Below are 15,227 nucleotides of genomic sequence, written 5' to 3'. Positions count from 1 at the left end.
CTGATTTATAAGAGTTGTTGAATACGCTGAACACCCTCTTGGGCAGCATCAATTGCCCCTGCTAAATAGCCTGAATAGTGCTGTGACCATTCGCTGGCAATCCCGATAATACGGTTATGCCAAATTCGGTCATTCGGGGTGATTGCTGGTGCTACTCCATGAGAGGTAGCAGGGTTTTTCCGGTCTTCTTCGGTGGCGGTAAAATTGTCTGCTGACCAGTCTTTGATATATTCATATTCGGGTGTTGCAGCTTCTGAACCAAACAGGCGAACCAGTTGTGCCCGACAATGTGCCATCAAGTTTGCTTCACTGACTTTTTGACGAACGCTTGCATGAATACCCAGAAAACCGAATAAGGCAGCATGACCATTGGATGTAGATGCATCATGGATTTCACCCATAGGGCCAACGTGGCTACTGGCTTGACCAGACAAGCCCTGTTTTCTCCAAAAGGCTTCTGGATAAACTGCCACATACTTGGCATGCGGAGCCATCCATGTCGCAGTGTGTTTCCACTGGTTCAATAGTGCAGTGGGCAAGGCTGGAGAGAATAAAATGTGTTGGGCAGTTAGGCGAGGTGCTAGTGCAATAAGGACATAATCTGCTTCAATAACTGTTTCATCACCTGCATAATTCTGTATGGTTAAATGAAGAGGTGCTTGTTCTTGTTGAGTAATATGAGTGACCTGTTGTTGAGTCAGAATTTTTTGTGCAGGAATTTGTTGGGCTAAGCCATGAATCAGGCTGCTCATCCCACCATCAAGGCGAATCGAGGGTGTCGATGCCCAAGGACTTGATAACTGTACAGGGGGTATTCCTCTTTGCTTTTCAAAGATCAACTTTCCTTTTTCAAACTGTTCGGAAAACGGCAATCCCAGTTGATGTACCAGTTGCATCAGATCAGGATTGAGTTCAGGCCAGATCCATGTTGCGCCCAAATCAAATCCTTGCTCTGAATAGACACGGCCACCTAAACGATCTCTTGCTTCAAGCACAACATAGTCTGTGATTTTGGCTTGTTCCAGTAAATAGGCAGCATATAAACCACTTAAACCTGCACCAATAATGGCAATCTTGGCCTGTTTCATGACTGTTGTTCCATAAATTTTTGGGCAGAGGAAAGATGGCCTGTTTTTACATACAGCGTTGCACCTGCTGCACTCGCATAAAAGTTATGACTACTTTGAATCGGTAAACGAATCCATGCACCTGCGGGATAACTTTCTTCATCCGCAATCAATTCACCCTGTACAATCAAAAGCTCCATCCCATTTAAACTGTGTTCATCAAAGCTTTGATGGGGGTTAAGTTTTTCGAGATAGGTATGTTCATCAGGCGAGAGGTATAAGGGGCAGATAAGACGTTGATCAAGTGTTTGCCAGTTTTCAGGATCATGAGTATTAATACGCACAGTCTCAGTATTAGTCTTGGACATTTGCATGAGTTTGACAAAAATCAGTGTGCCATCTTCACTGGATGGGATATGTTCTGAACCATCTGGATTGCGTAAATACCAGCCTGCTGGATAATGCTGATCACCATTTTCAGTGAAAATTCCCGAAAGCACTAAAATTTCTTCACCCAATGGATGCTGATGCTCTGGAAAAATGGTGTGTGGTGCATAACGAACCAGACTTGTGGCACGGGCAGTTTCGTCTCCAACCCGATCCAGCATAATTCGTTCAACTTCACCACGAGGGGACTTGACCCATTGATAATCGTTAGGTTTGACCACAGCCATTTGGGAAAAATCAGCGTTAATCAACATGCTTTGTCTCATCCATTCAAAAAGGCAAATATCCTATTGACCTGATGCAGATCAATAAGAGGAAGAATTTAAAAATATTATTGCTGGCTTACGCTATCTACTGCTTCTAAAACACAGGCTGAATAAGTCAGGGCAGCACCAGCATTTAATGCAATTGCCACAGATAGAGCTTCTGCAATTTCCTCACGGCTAACGCCTAGTTCAATCGCTTTTTTAGAATGAACGGCAATACATCCATCACAGCGTGTTGTCACAGCAACTGCCAGAGCAATCAATTCATGGGTTTTGGCATCCAGTTTGCCAATTTTGCTCGTACCAGCTTCCATTGAGGAGAGGCCACGCATGGTGTCTGGTGCTAATTTTGCATAATCAGCCACATGTTTAAGCAGAGAATCACGGTCGTTATTCCAGTCTTGCATATTAAAATCTCTTTTTTGCTTAATGAAGTTAAACAATTGTGCTACCCCTTAATAAGTTCATGCTGGTAGCACTTGTTTTAGCCGTGTTGGAGAGACACCTTAATGTCCTGCCATGACTCCACCATCAACAGGTAGAATTGTTCCTGTAATCCATGCTGCATTGGTTGAGGCAAGGAATAAAATCGCTTCTGCAACATCGGCAGGCTGACCGTTACGACCTAATGGATGGAACGAGTTAAAAGATGGAAGTGCTTCTTTCACTTGATCATCTGTCATAAAGGTGTTGTACACAGGTGTTTCAACTACAGCAGGAGCAACGGTATTAATACGGATATTCGCCTCTGCAAGTTCAATTGCTAAGTTATGAGTTAATGCATGTACACCAGCATTCGCAGCAGAATAGGCAGAAGATGGAGTTGCTTTAACTGCCTGTAATGCCCATAAAGAACCTGTTTGAACAATTGCACCGCCACCACGTAATTGCATGGCTTTTGCGGCAGCCTGAGCCATGAAAAACTTGCCTTTTAATATGATGTCCAGAAACCCGTCATATTCAGATTCGGTGACTTCCAAAAATGGTTTAGGCGCAAAAATGCCAGCATTATTAATCAGGATATCAACCCCACCAAATTCTGCTGTGGTGAAATCAACAAGTTGCTGTGAAGTTGCTGGGGATGCAATGTCCGCAGCAAAATAACGGATATGCTCACCTGTGGCATCAATATCCTGAGCAGCCTGTTTTAACTTATCTTCATTACGTCCAGTAATGACAACATTTGCACCCTCTTTCACCAAGCGAGTCGCAACCTCTTTACCAATACCTGAACCACCACCTGTTACAATCGCTACTTTCAAAGAAAATCTATTCATGACTATACCATCCTCTATCAATTATGAGTTTTGCCCTGACACATCTATTCTGTATGTCATTTGCATGGATTGATTTTATGATTCATATCCTATATAAACAAATGAGATAATCTTGTGATGATTGATAGAAAATCTTTAGAATGAAAACTCCTGTATATCTCAACGCATTAAGAGCCTTTGAGGCTAGTGCCAGACATCAAAGTTTTTCGGCTGCTGCTGATGAACTCAATGTTACCCCTGCGGCCGTAGGACAACTGGTTAAAAGTCTGGAGGACTATCTGGGCATGACCTTGTTTCAGCGGAGTACAGGAGGTAAAGCTAGACTGGTGGCAACTGAAGCTGCATTGTTGGCATTACCTGATATTCGTGCAGGATTCGACAGGCTGATACTTGGATTGGAAAAATTACAGGCTCAAACCTCAACAGGAGTTTTAACTGTTGCCATCAGTCCTGCCTTTGCAGCGAAATGGCTGTTACCAAGAATTGATAGCTTTCAGCAAGCTTATCCTGAGATTGATATTCGACTGGACACCAATTTGAAGCCTGTTGATTTTGGTCGTCATGGTATTGATATTGCGGTGCGATATGGACAAGGGGAGTGGCTGGGATTGGTTGCAGAGAAGTTAATGGATGAGGAGGTTTTTCCTGTTTGTTCGCCTGCGTTTTATAAGAAATATGAGCAACAGTTACAAGACTCAAAGAGTTTATTAAATCTACCATTAATCCATGATTTAACAATGGATTCTCATTCAGGCTTTACCACTTGGGATACATGGTTACAGTACAACCAGATTAGTGATGAACCGACCCAACGAGGTTTAAAAATCAATAATTCGGCTGCGGTTTTACAGGCAGCCATAGACGGACATGGCGTGGCATTGGCCAGAAGTGTCATGGCAGCAGATGATTTAAAAACGGGGCGTTTACTTCGTTTATATCCAGAAATGAAATGCTCTTCCACTTTGGCTTATTACGTTGTCTATCGTGAAGAGTGTAAAAACTTACTTAAGTTGATTACATTTAGAAACTGGTTAATAAATGAAGCGCAGATGACCTGAACCATCTACAGGATATTCAGGCAAAAATTGGCATGAGTTTTGACTTGAAATAGAGTTAGGGATTACCCATATGAGTAATCCTTAAGTCTTTAATAATATTTTTTATTTTTCGATTACCTTATAAGGATATTGATATACAAACCTGAGAAGTTTGGCAGAGTATCAAAAATCAATATTATGATGATAGCTACTTAAGCATTAAAAAAATCAGTTAGTTTAGAAAGAGGATAAACCCCCAAATCCTGCCCATCTAGAGAACGTATGCGAACAGCAGATTTTTGCATTTCCTGTTCCCCAATAATGATGAGATAAGGGATTTTTTGCAGTGTGTTTTGCCGAATTTTATAACCGAGTTTTTCTTGGGTTAAATCCAGTGTTGCCCGTAAACCCTGCTGTTTTAGTGATTGATAAAGGTCTTGTGCATAATCATGTTGAGCATCAGTGATTGGTAAAATCACCATCTGCACAGGAGCTAACCAGAATGGAAAACGTCCCATATAATGTTCAATTAGAATCCCAATAAAGCGTTCCAGCGAACCAAACAAGGCACGATGCAACATTACTGGTCGTTGTTTCTGATTGTTTTCATCAACATATCCTAGATCAAAGCGTTCAGGTAAATTTAAATCAACCTGAATCGTGCCACACTGCCATTCCCGACCGATGGCATCTTTTAAGGGTAAACTCCAGTTTAGGACCATAAAATGCACCCTCACCAATATTTAAGCTATAGGCAATATCAAGTCGTTGTAATGCGTGTTTTAATGTGTCTTCGAGAAAATCCCACGTCTGTTCCAAACCAATGCGATTTTCAGGCGGGTGGATAATTTGATTGAAATATCATGAAAACCAAATTGCTTATAAATTTTATAAATCAGGGCAATAGTATCCACACACTCCGATAAAAGCTGTGCCTGTGTACAGAAAATATGCGCATCATCCTGAGTGAAATGACGTACACGCATTAAGCCATGTAATGCCCCAGATGGTTCATAACGATGGACTTTCCCAAATTCCGCCATGCGTAATGGTAAGTCCCGATAGCTTTTTAAACCATGAGCATAGAGGCAAACTGCACCAGGGCAGCTCATCGGTTTTAAAGCATAAATCCGACCGTCTTCGGTTTGTGTACTAAACATATTCTGGCGATAATTCTGCCAATGTCCCGAAATTTCCCACAGCTCACGATCCATGACATCGGGGGTATTGACCTCGATATAGCCTGCCTCATCTTGTTGTTGGCGTAGGTAATCAGTTAAAAGCTGAAATAATTTCCAGCCTTTGGCGTGCCAGAATACGGCCCCAGGTGCTTTATCATCAAAATGTAGTAGGTCAAGTTGTTGTGCCAGTTTACGATGATCCCGTTTAGCAGCTTCTTTCTGCTGTTTAAGGTAGTGTTTTAATTGTTTTTGTTCTGCCCAGCAGGTGAGATAAATTCGCTGTAACATCGGTTGATTGGCATCGCCTTGCCAATAAGCACCTGAGACATGGGTAATTTTAAAATGTTCCAGTAATGCAGAATTGCTAACGAGTGGATAAAAATAAATATCAGCAAAATCCTGTTGTTTCTTAAGGTACAAAGATGTGGTATCAGGGACACTCTGTAAAAATCGCAATTTAAAATCTTGTTGTTGGAAGTGTTTAATCGCTTGTTCTTTATCGATGGCTTGGGTAGTTATCTCGACATGTTGTTGTATCCACTCATTCATTTTTAGTTCGATTTGTAGGACATCTTCGGGATTAAAAGGTGGCGTATCAGCAAAATCATAATACAGCCCATGTTCATTAATCTGATATTCTACCGCCTGAGCCAATGGATATAGTTTTTGTACCGCCTGTGCCAGTAAATAGGCATAGGAATGACGTAAAATATTGAGTGAATGTCCATCATTTACATGAAGCAGTTCGATATGGCAATCATCTTGAACCAGATGATGCAAATCAACATGGTGCTGGTCAACTTTAGCTAGAAAGACTTTTTTATAGTCTTGGGGTTTATGCTGCGCTAAAATTTCGGCAATAGACAGTGGCTGTGGCAATTCAAGCTGGTGTGATGTGCCAAGTAAAGAAAGTTGAATATTCATAAAAAATCGTCTAAATCAAAATCAATCAATTAAAAAGCTAGCGGTCAATCTCTAATGCCTGTCCTCGACAATTTAGAAAAAGCTGTTGCCGATGCCATGCCAGTTGCCCAGAAATAATGGTGCTATCGATCAGATAACGGAAAGTTTTATCCTGAAAAGGTGTCCAGTTACATCGCATAAAATTCAGTTGTTCTGAAACAGCCTGTTGATTCCGATTTTCCCCAATTAAGACCAAGTCTGCCCAATAACCCTCACGGATATACCCCCGTTCTTTTATACGAAATAAATCAGCAACCTGATGTGAGGTTTTCTGTACTAGTGTTTCAATCGAAAGCTTTTGGTCTGCGACCAGTTCCATTAAGGCAGGTAAGGCATGTTGTACCAAAGGTAAGCCTGATGGGGCTTTAAAATATGATTGCTGTTTTTCCTGCCATGTGTGCGGTGCATGGTCTGTACCGATAATATCCAGGCGATTGCTATTGGCAACAGCATCAATCAACGCCTGTTTATCCTGTGTGGTTTTAATGGCAGGGTTGCATTTTATCAGGTGCCCTAAATTGGCATAATCACTATCATCAAAACTGAGATGATGAATACAAACTTCAGCGGTAATATTTTTTTTATCCAAAGGTAGATTCTTAAATAGACACAACTCCTTGGCTGTGGTGATATGTAGAACGTGTAATTGCGTGCTATATTTTTCTGCCAAGGAAACGGCTAAACGTGAACTCTCAAAACAGGCCTGTTTATCCCGAATTTTTGGATGAAAAACCGCAGGGATATCCTCACCATATTTTTGACGAAATTGTTGTTCAAGCTGTTTGATGTGTGGGGTATATTCACAATGTGTCAACAAAATGGTGGGAACATTGGCAAATAAGCGTTCCAAAATTTGTGGATCATCCACCAGCATATTGCCTGTTGAGGCTCCCATAAAAACCTTTACCCCACTGACTAATTTAGGGTCGAGCTGCTCAATAATCGCTAAATTATCGGCTCTTACTCCAAAGTGGAAAGCATAGTTGGTCATGCTATGTCTGGTGGCAATTTCTTTTTTCTGCTGTAGAGTGTTTAGATCAAGTGTAGGTGGATTGGTATTTGGCATATCCATTATACTGGTAATGCCTCCTACAGCCGCTGCCATAGATTCTGAAGCAAAACTCCCCTTATGTGGTGAACCTGGATCACGAAAATGCACCTGGTCGTCAATCATGCCGGGGATAAGCCATGCACCATTTGCCTCTATAGATTTGGTATTGTGGATTCCTGTAATGCTAGGCTGGATTTTACTGATCCGTCCTTGCTGAATAAGAACGTCTCGAATCTGGCAATGTCCCTCATTCACTATATTGGCATTGCGAATAATGAGATCGGGTAACTGTTTAAAATTCATTTTGCAATGCCTTATAACCCTGTACCAACTCAATATTGGTACTAACTACACTTTCCGAAAATTCACTGATGGAAATATCAATCGGTGGAAATTGGCTTAAATCAGTTTTCGCATGAATATAACTCATGGCAGGAACATAAAAATGTGCAGGTAAATCTCGGCCATCAACTACAGCATTATGACGCACAGCATTATGGTCACCGACTTTGCAATTAAACAGTACGCTGTTAAAGCCAACAAAAACATGATGACCGATTTCGCAAGGTCCATGAATAATCGAACGATGCGCAATAGATGAGTTACGTCCAATCGTGACTTTTGCCCCTGCTTTGGAATGAATTACCACACCATCTTGAATATTGGAGTTTGCCCCGATGATAATCGGTTGCATCTCACCTTGTTCATCGACTTCATCGGCACGAATCACCGCATAAGGCCCAACAAAAACATTGGCTTCAATCATGACTTTGCCACAAATAATGGCGGTGTGGTCGATATAAGCGGATTGGTCAATTACAGGAAGATTACCAGAAGGATTTTTACGAATCATAGCATCACTTGGTTGAATATAAATTAAAGCATCGGTTCAGTTAAAATGGTGACCTGTTTATTTGCTAAGCCAATATAGAAACAGGTAGGGCGATAGGTGTGACATGCAGCTCCTGTCTGTTCGACTAAAAACAAAATACTGTCGCCATCACAATCTAGTCTGGCCTCAATTAATTGCTGTCTGTGTCCAGAACTTTCACCTTTTCTCCATAAACGTTGATGAGAGCGTGACCAATAACAGACTTGTTTTGTTGTTAAGGTTTCTACTAAAGCATCACGATTGACCCATGCCAGCATCAGCACATCTTTAGTATGGATATCTTGGGCAATCGCTGTGATTAAACCATTCTGATTCCAAGGGATTGCCTCAATCACTGTGGCAAAGTCATAAGACTGTCCTAGTTTTCCCTGTTCCATTTGTAGGAAGATGGATGGACTCACCATTGCCATGAGCCTTGTGCAACCGCATCATGCGCATGCAGGCTTTCCGCATGAATGACTTTGAAATGAAAACCTGAGATATAGGGATAACCCTCAAAGGCGGAAAACAAACGACGTAAGGCATCTTCACAAAACATCAGATTTTGTCCATTCGCCAAGGCAAATGCCTGTTCATCAATACGTTTTACAGCTGTTTGCACAGGTGTGGCCAGAGCTTGTTCAGCATGGTTGATTAATGCCATAAATGGGATTGTGTCTAAGTTTTTTGGCAGCTTAAATTTTAGTTGGGCAAAACTTCTTTGGCTGTGAGGGGTGGCAACAATCGCATCAGTTTTACCAAGCCATGCGATAATGTCATCCAATTTTGTGATATCTAATTGCTGAGAATGAACAACTTTCTGAAAACTTTTTTGGATCAGGTCACGTGCCAATGCAGCAGAACACGGGCAAGTAGAAGAATAAGGAATTTCCAGTGTCAACTCTGCCTGAAAAGATTGTTGTTTTAATTCACATGACAAACTAAATGGATAGCTTTTCCATCCTGATAATTGACTAATTAAAGCGGGTCGTTCTATCTGAAGTTCACTTTGAATAACAATACGTGCGTGTTTAGAAAGCTGCTGATGACTATGCAGAAAATCTTGTAAAGCATGTTGTAACTGCTTTAAGGTCAAATCCCGTGTTGCAGCTAAATCCAGCAGGCGGGTATATAGTCGAGACATGTGAATGCCTTTGGCATTTGGATCATCTAGGCTTACATAGGCATTCACTTTACATGCGCACGGGGTATTATGTAGATATAGAGGAAGGGCAATATTTTCCATACCTACCCAATCCAAACAGTAGGGATGGGATAAGGCCGAATGTTCAGTGGAGATGTCTGGAAGCTTTGAAGTCATATTACAACAATCAAGTTAATAAGTGTTATGTTATAACATAACACTTAATTTTTAAAATAACTAGCTTGTAATACTATTATTAGGTTAAAACTATAAATTTAAATGATTGAAATTATTGTTTTAGTTAACTTTTATTTCGACAATAACCAAAAAGGATCAGAGAATGTCCTGTAAGAACGAAATCATGTTGTTCAGCAATTTCATGTATTTTTTGTTCAACGTCCTCATTTCTAAATTCAATGATTTGATTAGTACGTTGACAGACTAAATGATCATGAGAGGTTTCCTGTTTGATTTCAAATAGAGAATGAGTCGTATCAAAATTATGCCGTTGGACAATGCCTGCCATTTCAAACTGGGTTAGAACTCTATATACAGTTGCTAAACCCACATCTTCTCCTTGTTCGAGTAATTTCTTATAAATATCTTCAGCACTAAGATGATGAGGAATTGCATTTTCCAATAATTCTAAAATTTTAATACGGGGCAAGGTAACCTTAAGGCCTGCTTTTCTTAAATCTTGGTTGGTAATAGCCATTTACAATTTACTCTCTTGTACAATCTAAAATATATTATTGTTATGTTATATCATATCAATTTATAAAACTGATCATGAATTTGAAAGAGTGTGTTTCAATTATGTATTTTAGCCGATGGTTATACAGCTTCATGCTTGCTGATTTACTTAAACGTAGAGTTTTGCAAAGTCAATAACGATTTGAACACCCATTCTTATTCTAGCTGGTCACTTTTTAAGATCAATCAAAAAACTATGCTGTATATAACATGGACATCATTTTAAAATTATTCATATTTTAAACTGAAAATAATTCTGCATTTAAAAATGCACTCTTTAAGTTAGAATAATGTATTCCAAATTTAAGAGTGCTATGTAATAAACTACACAGTTAAATTTAGTGCTAAATAAGCTTTTAATGATAGATTCGTGCAACATACCATAATAATACTAAAACATAATTATCTATAACAAACAATAGATACTATTCATGTTTTACCTACCTTTGAATTATTTAAATTTTTTTGCGACCTGAAAGTCTCAGCCATTACAACTCCAATAATTGCAATCCCCCCACCAACTAATACACTTGTTGTTATTTTCTCAGACAAGAAAAATACTGCAAGAATAGCTGTAACGACAGGTACCAAATTAAAAAACAGAGAGGCTCTAGCAGCACCAATTTTTGCAATACCATGCATCCAGACCATGGGTGCCAATATTGAGGCGGCGATACCAGCAAACCCTATATAAAATGAAACTTCTAAGCTAAGATGACTTTTAGGCGTTATTAAAAATAATGGGAAAAGTATAATGGTTGCAGCAACTGATTGAATATAAACGGAATGTAGTAAAGGGATGTCTAAATTCCACTTATGCACAAAAGATCCATACAAGGCAAAAGCTAGTGTCGCTAATAACATAAGCATGTCCCCAAAGTTAATGCCATGTTCAATCAATAAGGTTAAATCTCCATGGGATACAACGACAACAACGCCCATAGCAGATACAACGACTCCTAGTATGCTACCCCAATTAGTAATGTAACCAAGAAAAGTAATTGCAAGAATGATAGCCATAATAGGCATCAGGGATTGAATAATTCCCATATTTGTGGCGGTTGTGTAATGAGCAGCGTAATATGCTAAACTTTGAAAAATCACACCTCCCAAGAATCCCAGTAATACCAATTTAGGAATTAATGGCCTTAACTTAACTACATCAGCACTAACCGTTTTAATAACAAACGGTGTTAATATGATGGTAGCAACTAACCAACGGTAAAACCCAATTTCCATAGGATTTATTACTGTTGAGCAAAGCTTTGTAACTATTGTATTGCCTCCCCATAATAAGGCAGCCAATAGCGGAAATATATAGTTCACATCATTTATCCATCACAGAATTTCATGTTATTATTAACTTAAAAGCAATGAACGAAAATCATTTTATTGAGACAATTGATCACGGTAATACGACATGATAGTGAGAAGTGATGGTATCCCAACATTTTCCATGTTTGATGGGGATATATATTTTCGTCACCAAAACTTAGAAGTAGCTGAATGGGTTGAACATGCTCACCCATGGGGACAGTTTAATTTTGTTGCCCAAGGTTTGATGCATGTAGAAGTAGCTGGAAAGAAATTTTTATCACCACCACACTACGCAGTATGGATACCCCCTCGACTACAACACAAATCTTTTAATATGGTTGAGTCTGTTTACCGTAGTATTTATCTTTCAGAAAAATTTTCTATGAAACTTCAATCATTGCCCTGTGCAATGTCTATAAGTGAATTACTCAAGGCTATTCTAAATGAGTTTGCTAGGATTAAAGTTCGCTTACCGACTACAAGACAAGAATTAGCTATGGCTCAAGTTGCACTTGATCAAATAGAAGGTGCAGAAGTTATTGATTCCTATCTTCCATACCCTAACTCAGAAATTCTTGGTGGGATTCTTAATGAGGTACAACGAAATTTAAGGGACAAACGTTCTACACAGGCAGTTGCAGAACAATTTCATATGACTGCCAAAACGCTCGAAAGAAAATGCCTTGCGGAACTAGGGATTGGCTTTGGTGAATGGCAAAAAAGAGTCAGGCACATGCGAGCATTTGAAGGGTTAAATGAAGGACTAACTGTACAACAAATTTCATGGGAATTAGGCTATTCATCCCCATCAGTCTTTATAAATATGTTTAGACGACTAACAGGAATGACACCAGATCAGTACAGGAAAAATAAATAATCAAAATTTCTATTGAAAGGTTTTAGTCATTGTAATGCTCTAATGAAATCAGACTGTGATATAGAGATATAATTTCACTGCAATCAGGATTTCAACATGATCCAAACCAAACGTACATTTGATGCAAATTACAAACTGCATATTTGTGGGTTAATTCGTTGACAAGGCTTACCATTACCCAATTTTGTACTGATAACAGTTTAAGGTTGTTTCATCAAGCCAACATGCATTAAGAGCCATAAATGACTTTGTTGCGGCAATACTGTCATGAGAGGCGATTCTTCTTAAATCTGAAAATGGAACGTGTATTGGCATTGCTGGTTTAAAAGCAAATTTTAGAACTAATTTCCGAATTATAAATATATAAATCTGGGCTCCTGTTTCCTAGAAAATCCAGGCAATAAATAAAATTCAATATCATTCAATGTATTGGAAATGTATCAGAAGAAAATCATGACATCATTGTGAGAATGACTTTTAAATATTGTTGTTATGTTATAACATAACAACAATTAAGGCGAGAGAACATTATGCCTTTATGAATGTTCTGGGCAGTGATGGGTTATGATAAAACGAGTATTTTTTTCCTGTTTGGTTTTATTTCTTTCTGCATGTAATCAGCAGAAAATAGGACAGCATACATCGCATATTTCTTTGCCCCTAATCACTAAATCCTCAGCTGCCAAAGAAAGCACAAATGTGCCACAAAAACAGGTTATTCCATCTATAAAAGTATCAGAGAAAACGATTCCAACAAATTATCTGGATTGGCTTTATCAATCTAATAACCAACAGGAGGTAAAAGCCTATAAATCATTCTTATGGCAACACCACTTAGATAATATCGCCCCAGACTTTGAGCTATTTCAAACCGCTAGAGATTGGCAAAAGTGTAATGCCCAAGAGTTTGAGATACCACCAAGAGAAGTATGGACAAACATCGTTCCAACACTACAGATTTTAAAACAGTTGGTTGATCACAAAATATTAGATGACTTTACAGTGACCTCGGTCTATCGAAATTTTAATTTAAACCGTTGTGCAGGTGGAGCGGATTCTTCCAGGCATGTCTTTAATGCAGCTCTGGATTTCCGTATTGGTTCAGCCCACCCCCTGGCAGATGAACAGGTCATTATTCAACAGACTAAAAATAAACTTTGTCAGTTTTGGCAAGAACAGGGAATGAATCTCCAGATGGGGTTAGGTGTTTATGCATCGGGTCAAATCCATATTGACAGTGCTGGCTATCGTACCTGGGGTGTTGATCATCACAGTACCTCTTCTCCCTGTCTTATAAATATGTCCACCAATATTAAATAAAGGAAAAGTGTATGACTAATATCGGACTTAGCTCTGCACAACAGACCATATTAAAGATACTACAAACTGAAAATAAGGCCATGAGTGCCTACGCCCTGTTGGATCAGGCAAAACCCTTTGGTTTTCATGCTCCAATGCAGATTTATCGTATTCTGAAAAAACTCATGGATTATGGACTGATCGTTAAAATCGATGCGCTCAATATGTATCTGGCACATGAATGCCAACATCCTCAGCCTACTTATCAGCTACTAAAGATTTGCACTGAATGTCAAAAAGTACAGTGTGTTGATTTACCTCAACTTGGACCTGTCATTGAACAATCTATTCAACCTCAACATTTTAACGTTAAACAGCAGCATTTAGAGCTGTTGGGGCAATGTGCTTTATGTTGTTCCAGACATAAAGATGAAATCAACATGAAAAAGTGAGAAAGCCAATGGATACACCTTTAGCCACTCCCGCAAAATTACCAGTGACAGTATTGTCAGGTTTCTTGGGCGCGGGAAAAACCACATTACTCAATCATATTCTCAATAACCGTGAGGGTCGACGTATTGCCGTCATCGTCAATGACATGTCGGAAGTGAATATTGATGCAGCCTTAGTAAGAGATGGTGGTGCGGAATTATCACGTACAGATGAAAAACTAGTTGAAATGAGTAATGGCTGTATCTGCTGTACTTTACGTGAAGATTTACTGGTTGAAGTTCGTCGTCTGGCTCAGGAATGTCGTTTTGATCAACTGGTCATTGAATCCACAGGTATTTCTGAACCTTTGCCTGTAGCAGAAACTTTTACTTTTGAAGATGAACAGGGTATTTCACTCAATGAGTTTGCGCGCTTAGATACCATGGTGACAGTGGTAGATGCTTTTAATTTCCTCAAAGATTATAGTTCCCGAGATTATTTACAGGAACGGGGCGAATCTTTAGGTGAACAAGATGAACGGACCGTAGTTGATCTATTGATTGAGCAAATCGAGTTTTGTGATGTCATTGTACTCAATAAAGTTGACTTGATTACTGCTATGGAAAAACAGCAACTCTTTGCTATTTTGCATAAACTCAATCCTAGAGCAAAAATTGAAGTTGCTGAATTTGGTAAAATCGATTTAGACAAGGTACTTAATACTAACCTTTTTGATTTTAATGCAGCCTCTCAGGCACCCGGCTGGTTAAAAGAGTTACGTGGTGAGCATACGCCAGAAACAGAGGAATATGGGATTCGTAGTTTTGTTTATCGGGCAAGACGACCATTTCACCCACAACGCTTTTATGACTTTGTCCATTCTGAGTGGAAAGGTGTAGTACGCTCCAAAGGTTTTTTTTGGTTGGCCTCTGATCCTACACTGGCGGGCACATGGTCTCAGGCAGGTGCTATGGCAAGACATAGTGTAGCAGGATATTGGTGGGCAGCTGTACCGCAGGAAGACTGGCCCCAAGATTCTCAAAGCATAGCAGCGATTGAAAGCAACTGGCATCCGAGTACAGGCGATGCACGACAGGAAATTGTGATGATTGGTATGGAAATGGATGAACAAGGACTTATCCAGCAATTTGAGCAATGTTTATTAACTGATGCAGAAATGGCACAGGGTCCTGAACAATGGCAAAAATTTGATAATCCTTTTCCAAATTGGGGCTAGTGTTATTC

At 39.5% G+C, this 15,227-nt stretch carries 16 protein-coding genes and 1 pseudogene; 5 read left to right on the top strand and 12 right to left on the bottom strand.

Annotated elements, in window-relative coordinates; genetic code table 11:
• Window positions 1-5: 5 nt before the first annotated feature.
• The 4 genes from IAE19_RS10670 to IAE19_RS10655 all read right to left on the bottom strand — a co-directional run bounded on the left by IAE19_RS10670 (window position 6) and on the right by IAE19_RS10655 (window position 3,057).
• Complete coding sequence (locus IAE19_RS10670; RefSeq protein ID WP_200460914.1) at window positions 6-1,088, bottom strand: flavin monoamine oxidase family protein; 1,083 nt, start codon at window positions 1,086-1,088, stop codon at window positions 6-8.
• Window positions 1,085-1,768 (bottom strand): cupin domain-containing protein, encoded by a 684-nt coding sequence (locus tag IAE19_RS10665; RefSeq protein WP_200460913.1) that lies wholly within the window; start codon window positions 1,766-1,768, stop codon window positions 1,085-1,087. The genes IAE19_RS10670 and IAE19_RS10665 overlap by 4 nt, the downstream gene beginning before the upstream one ends.
• A 77-nt stretch (window positions 1,769-1,845) precedes the next feature.
• Entirely contained in the window at window positions 1,846-2,187 is a 342-nt protein-coding gene (locus IAE19_RS10660) for a carboxymuconolactone decarboxylase family protein (protein ID WP_200460912.1), read from the bottom strand.
• A 99-nt stretch (window positions 2,188-2,286) separates the two neighbouring features.
• The gene (locus IAE19_RS10655) at window positions 2,287-3,057 is read right to left on the bottom strand and encodes an SDR family NAD(P)-dependent oxidoreductase (protein ID WP_200460911.1); all 771 of its coding nucleotides are present in this window, start codon (window positions 3,055-3,057) and stop codon (window positions 2,287-2,289) included.
• A gap of 140 nt (window positions 3,058-3,197) precedes the next feature.
• On the opposite strand from IAE19_RS10655, the gene gcvA reads away from it, so the two are divergent.
• Window positions 3,198-4,115 carry a transcriptional regulator GcvA gene (gene gcvA / locus IAE19_RS10650; protein WP_200460910.1) on the top strand — a complete coding sequence of 306 codons (918 nt, stop codon included), beginning with the start codon at window positions 3,198-3,200 and terminating at the stop codon, window positions 4,113-4,115.
• Window positions 4,116-4,306: 191 nt separating this feature from the next.
• On the opposite strand, the gene IAE19_RS16735 is transcribed toward gcvA, so the two are convergent.
• The 8 genes and pseudogenes from IAE19_RS16735 to IAE19_RS16780 all read right to left on the bottom strand — a co-directional run bounded on the left by IAE19_RS16735 (window position 4,307) and on the right by IAE19_RS16780 (window position 11,383).
• A complete protein-coding gene (locus IAE19_RS16735) occupies window positions 4,307-4,576 on the bottom strand; it encodes a His/Gly/Thr/Pro-type tRNA ligase C-terminal domain-containing protein (RefSeq protein WP_265092546.1) in 270 nt (89 codons plus the stop codon).
• Between the two features lie 48 nt (window positions 4,577-4,624).
• Window positions 4,625-5,824, bottom strand: a pseudogene (thrS, locus tag IAE19_RS16820) (threonine--tRNA ligase); the annotation flags it as partial.
• A 412-nt stretch (window positions 5,825-6,236) separates the two neighbouring features.
• Window positions 6,237-7,592 (bottom strand): dihydroorotase, encoded by a 1,356-nt coding sequence (locus IAE19_RS10640; RefSeq protein WP_200460909.1) that lies wholly within the window; start codon window positions 7,590-7,592, stop codon window positions 6,237-6,239.
• Window positions 7,582-8,142: a carbonate dehydratase gene (locus tag IAE19_RS10635; protein WP_200460908.1), complete on the bottom strand. Its 561-nt coding sequence runs from the start codon at window positions 8,140-8,142 to the stop codon at window positions 7,582-7,584. The genes IAE19_RS10640 and IAE19_RS10635 overlap by 11 nt, the downstream gene beginning before the upstream one ends.
• 23 nt (window positions 8,143-8,165) lie before the next feature.
• Entirely contained in the window at window positions 8,166-8,585 is a 420-nt protein-coding gene (gene hisI, locus IAE19_RS10630; protein ID WP_200460907.1) for a phosphoribosyl-AMP cyclohydrolase, read from the bottom strand.
• Window positions 8,579-9,481 carry a GTP cyclohydrolase FolE2 gene (gene folE2, locus IAE19_RS10625; RefSeq protein ID WP_200460906.1) on the bottom strand — a complete coding sequence of 301 codons (903 nt, stop codon included), beginning with the start codon at window positions 9,479-9,481 and terminating at the stop codon, window positions 8,579-8,581. Before folE2 ends, hisI begins: the two co-directional genes overlap by 7 nt.
• 124 nt (window positions 9,482-9,605) lie before the next feature.
• The gene (fur, locus tag IAE19_RS10620) at window positions 9,606-10,019 is read right to left on the bottom strand and encodes a ferric iron uptake transcriptional regulator (RefSeq protein WP_200460905.1); all 414 of its coding nucleotides are present in this window, start codon (window positions 10,017-10,019) and stop codon (window positions 9,606-9,608) included.
• Window positions 10,020-10,486: 467 nt separating this feature from the next.
• Complete coding sequence (locus IAE19_RS16780) at window positions 10,487-11,383, bottom strand: DMT family transporter (RefSeq protein ID WP_200460904.1); 897 nt, start codon at window positions 11,381-11,383, stop codon at window positions 10,487-10,489.
• Between the two features lie 94 nt (window positions 11,384-11,477).
• Between IAE19_RS16780 and IAE19_RS10610 the strand changes: the two genes are divergently transcribed.
• From IAE19_RS10610 to zigA, 4 genes are all read left to right on the top strand, one after another.
• Window positions 11,478-12,251: an AraC family transcriptional regulator gene (locus IAE19_RS10610; RefSeq protein WP_200460903.1), complete on the top strand. Its 774-nt coding sequence runs from the start codon at window positions 11,478-11,480 to the stop codon at window positions 12,249-12,251.
• 567 nt (window positions 12,252-12,818) lie between these two features.
• On the top strand, window positions 12,819-13,571 hold the full coding sequence (locus IAE19_RS10605; RefSeq protein ID WP_320159418.1) for a D-Ala-D-Ala carboxypeptidase family metallohydrolase: 753 nt from the start codon (window positions 12,819-12,821) through the stop codon (window positions 13,569-13,571).
• 11 nt (window positions 13,572-13,582) lie between these two features.
• Window positions 13,583-14,002, top strand: coding sequence for a Fur family transcriptional regulator (locus tag IAE19_RS10600; protein ID WP_227612242.1), 420 nt, complete (start codon window positions 13,583-13,585; stop codon window positions 14,000-14,002).
• A gap of 8 nt (window positions 14,003-14,010) precedes the next feature.
• A complete protein-coding gene (gene zigA / locus IAE19_RS10595; RefSeq protein ID WP_200460901.1) occupies window positions 14,011-15,219 on the top strand; it encodes a zinc metallochaperone GTPase ZigA in 1,209 nt (402 codons plus the stop codon).
• Window positions 15,220-15,227: the final 8 nt, after the last annotated feature.

Source organism: Acinetobacter sp. S40 (assembly GCF_016624705.1).
In the GTDB taxonomy this organism is placed as follows: domain Bacteria; phylum Pseudomonadota; class Gammaproteobacteria; order Pseudomonadales; family Moraxellaceae; genus Acinetobacter.
Note: the sequence above shows the minus strand (reverse complement) of the source record. Positions and strands in the feature narration are given on the sequence as shown.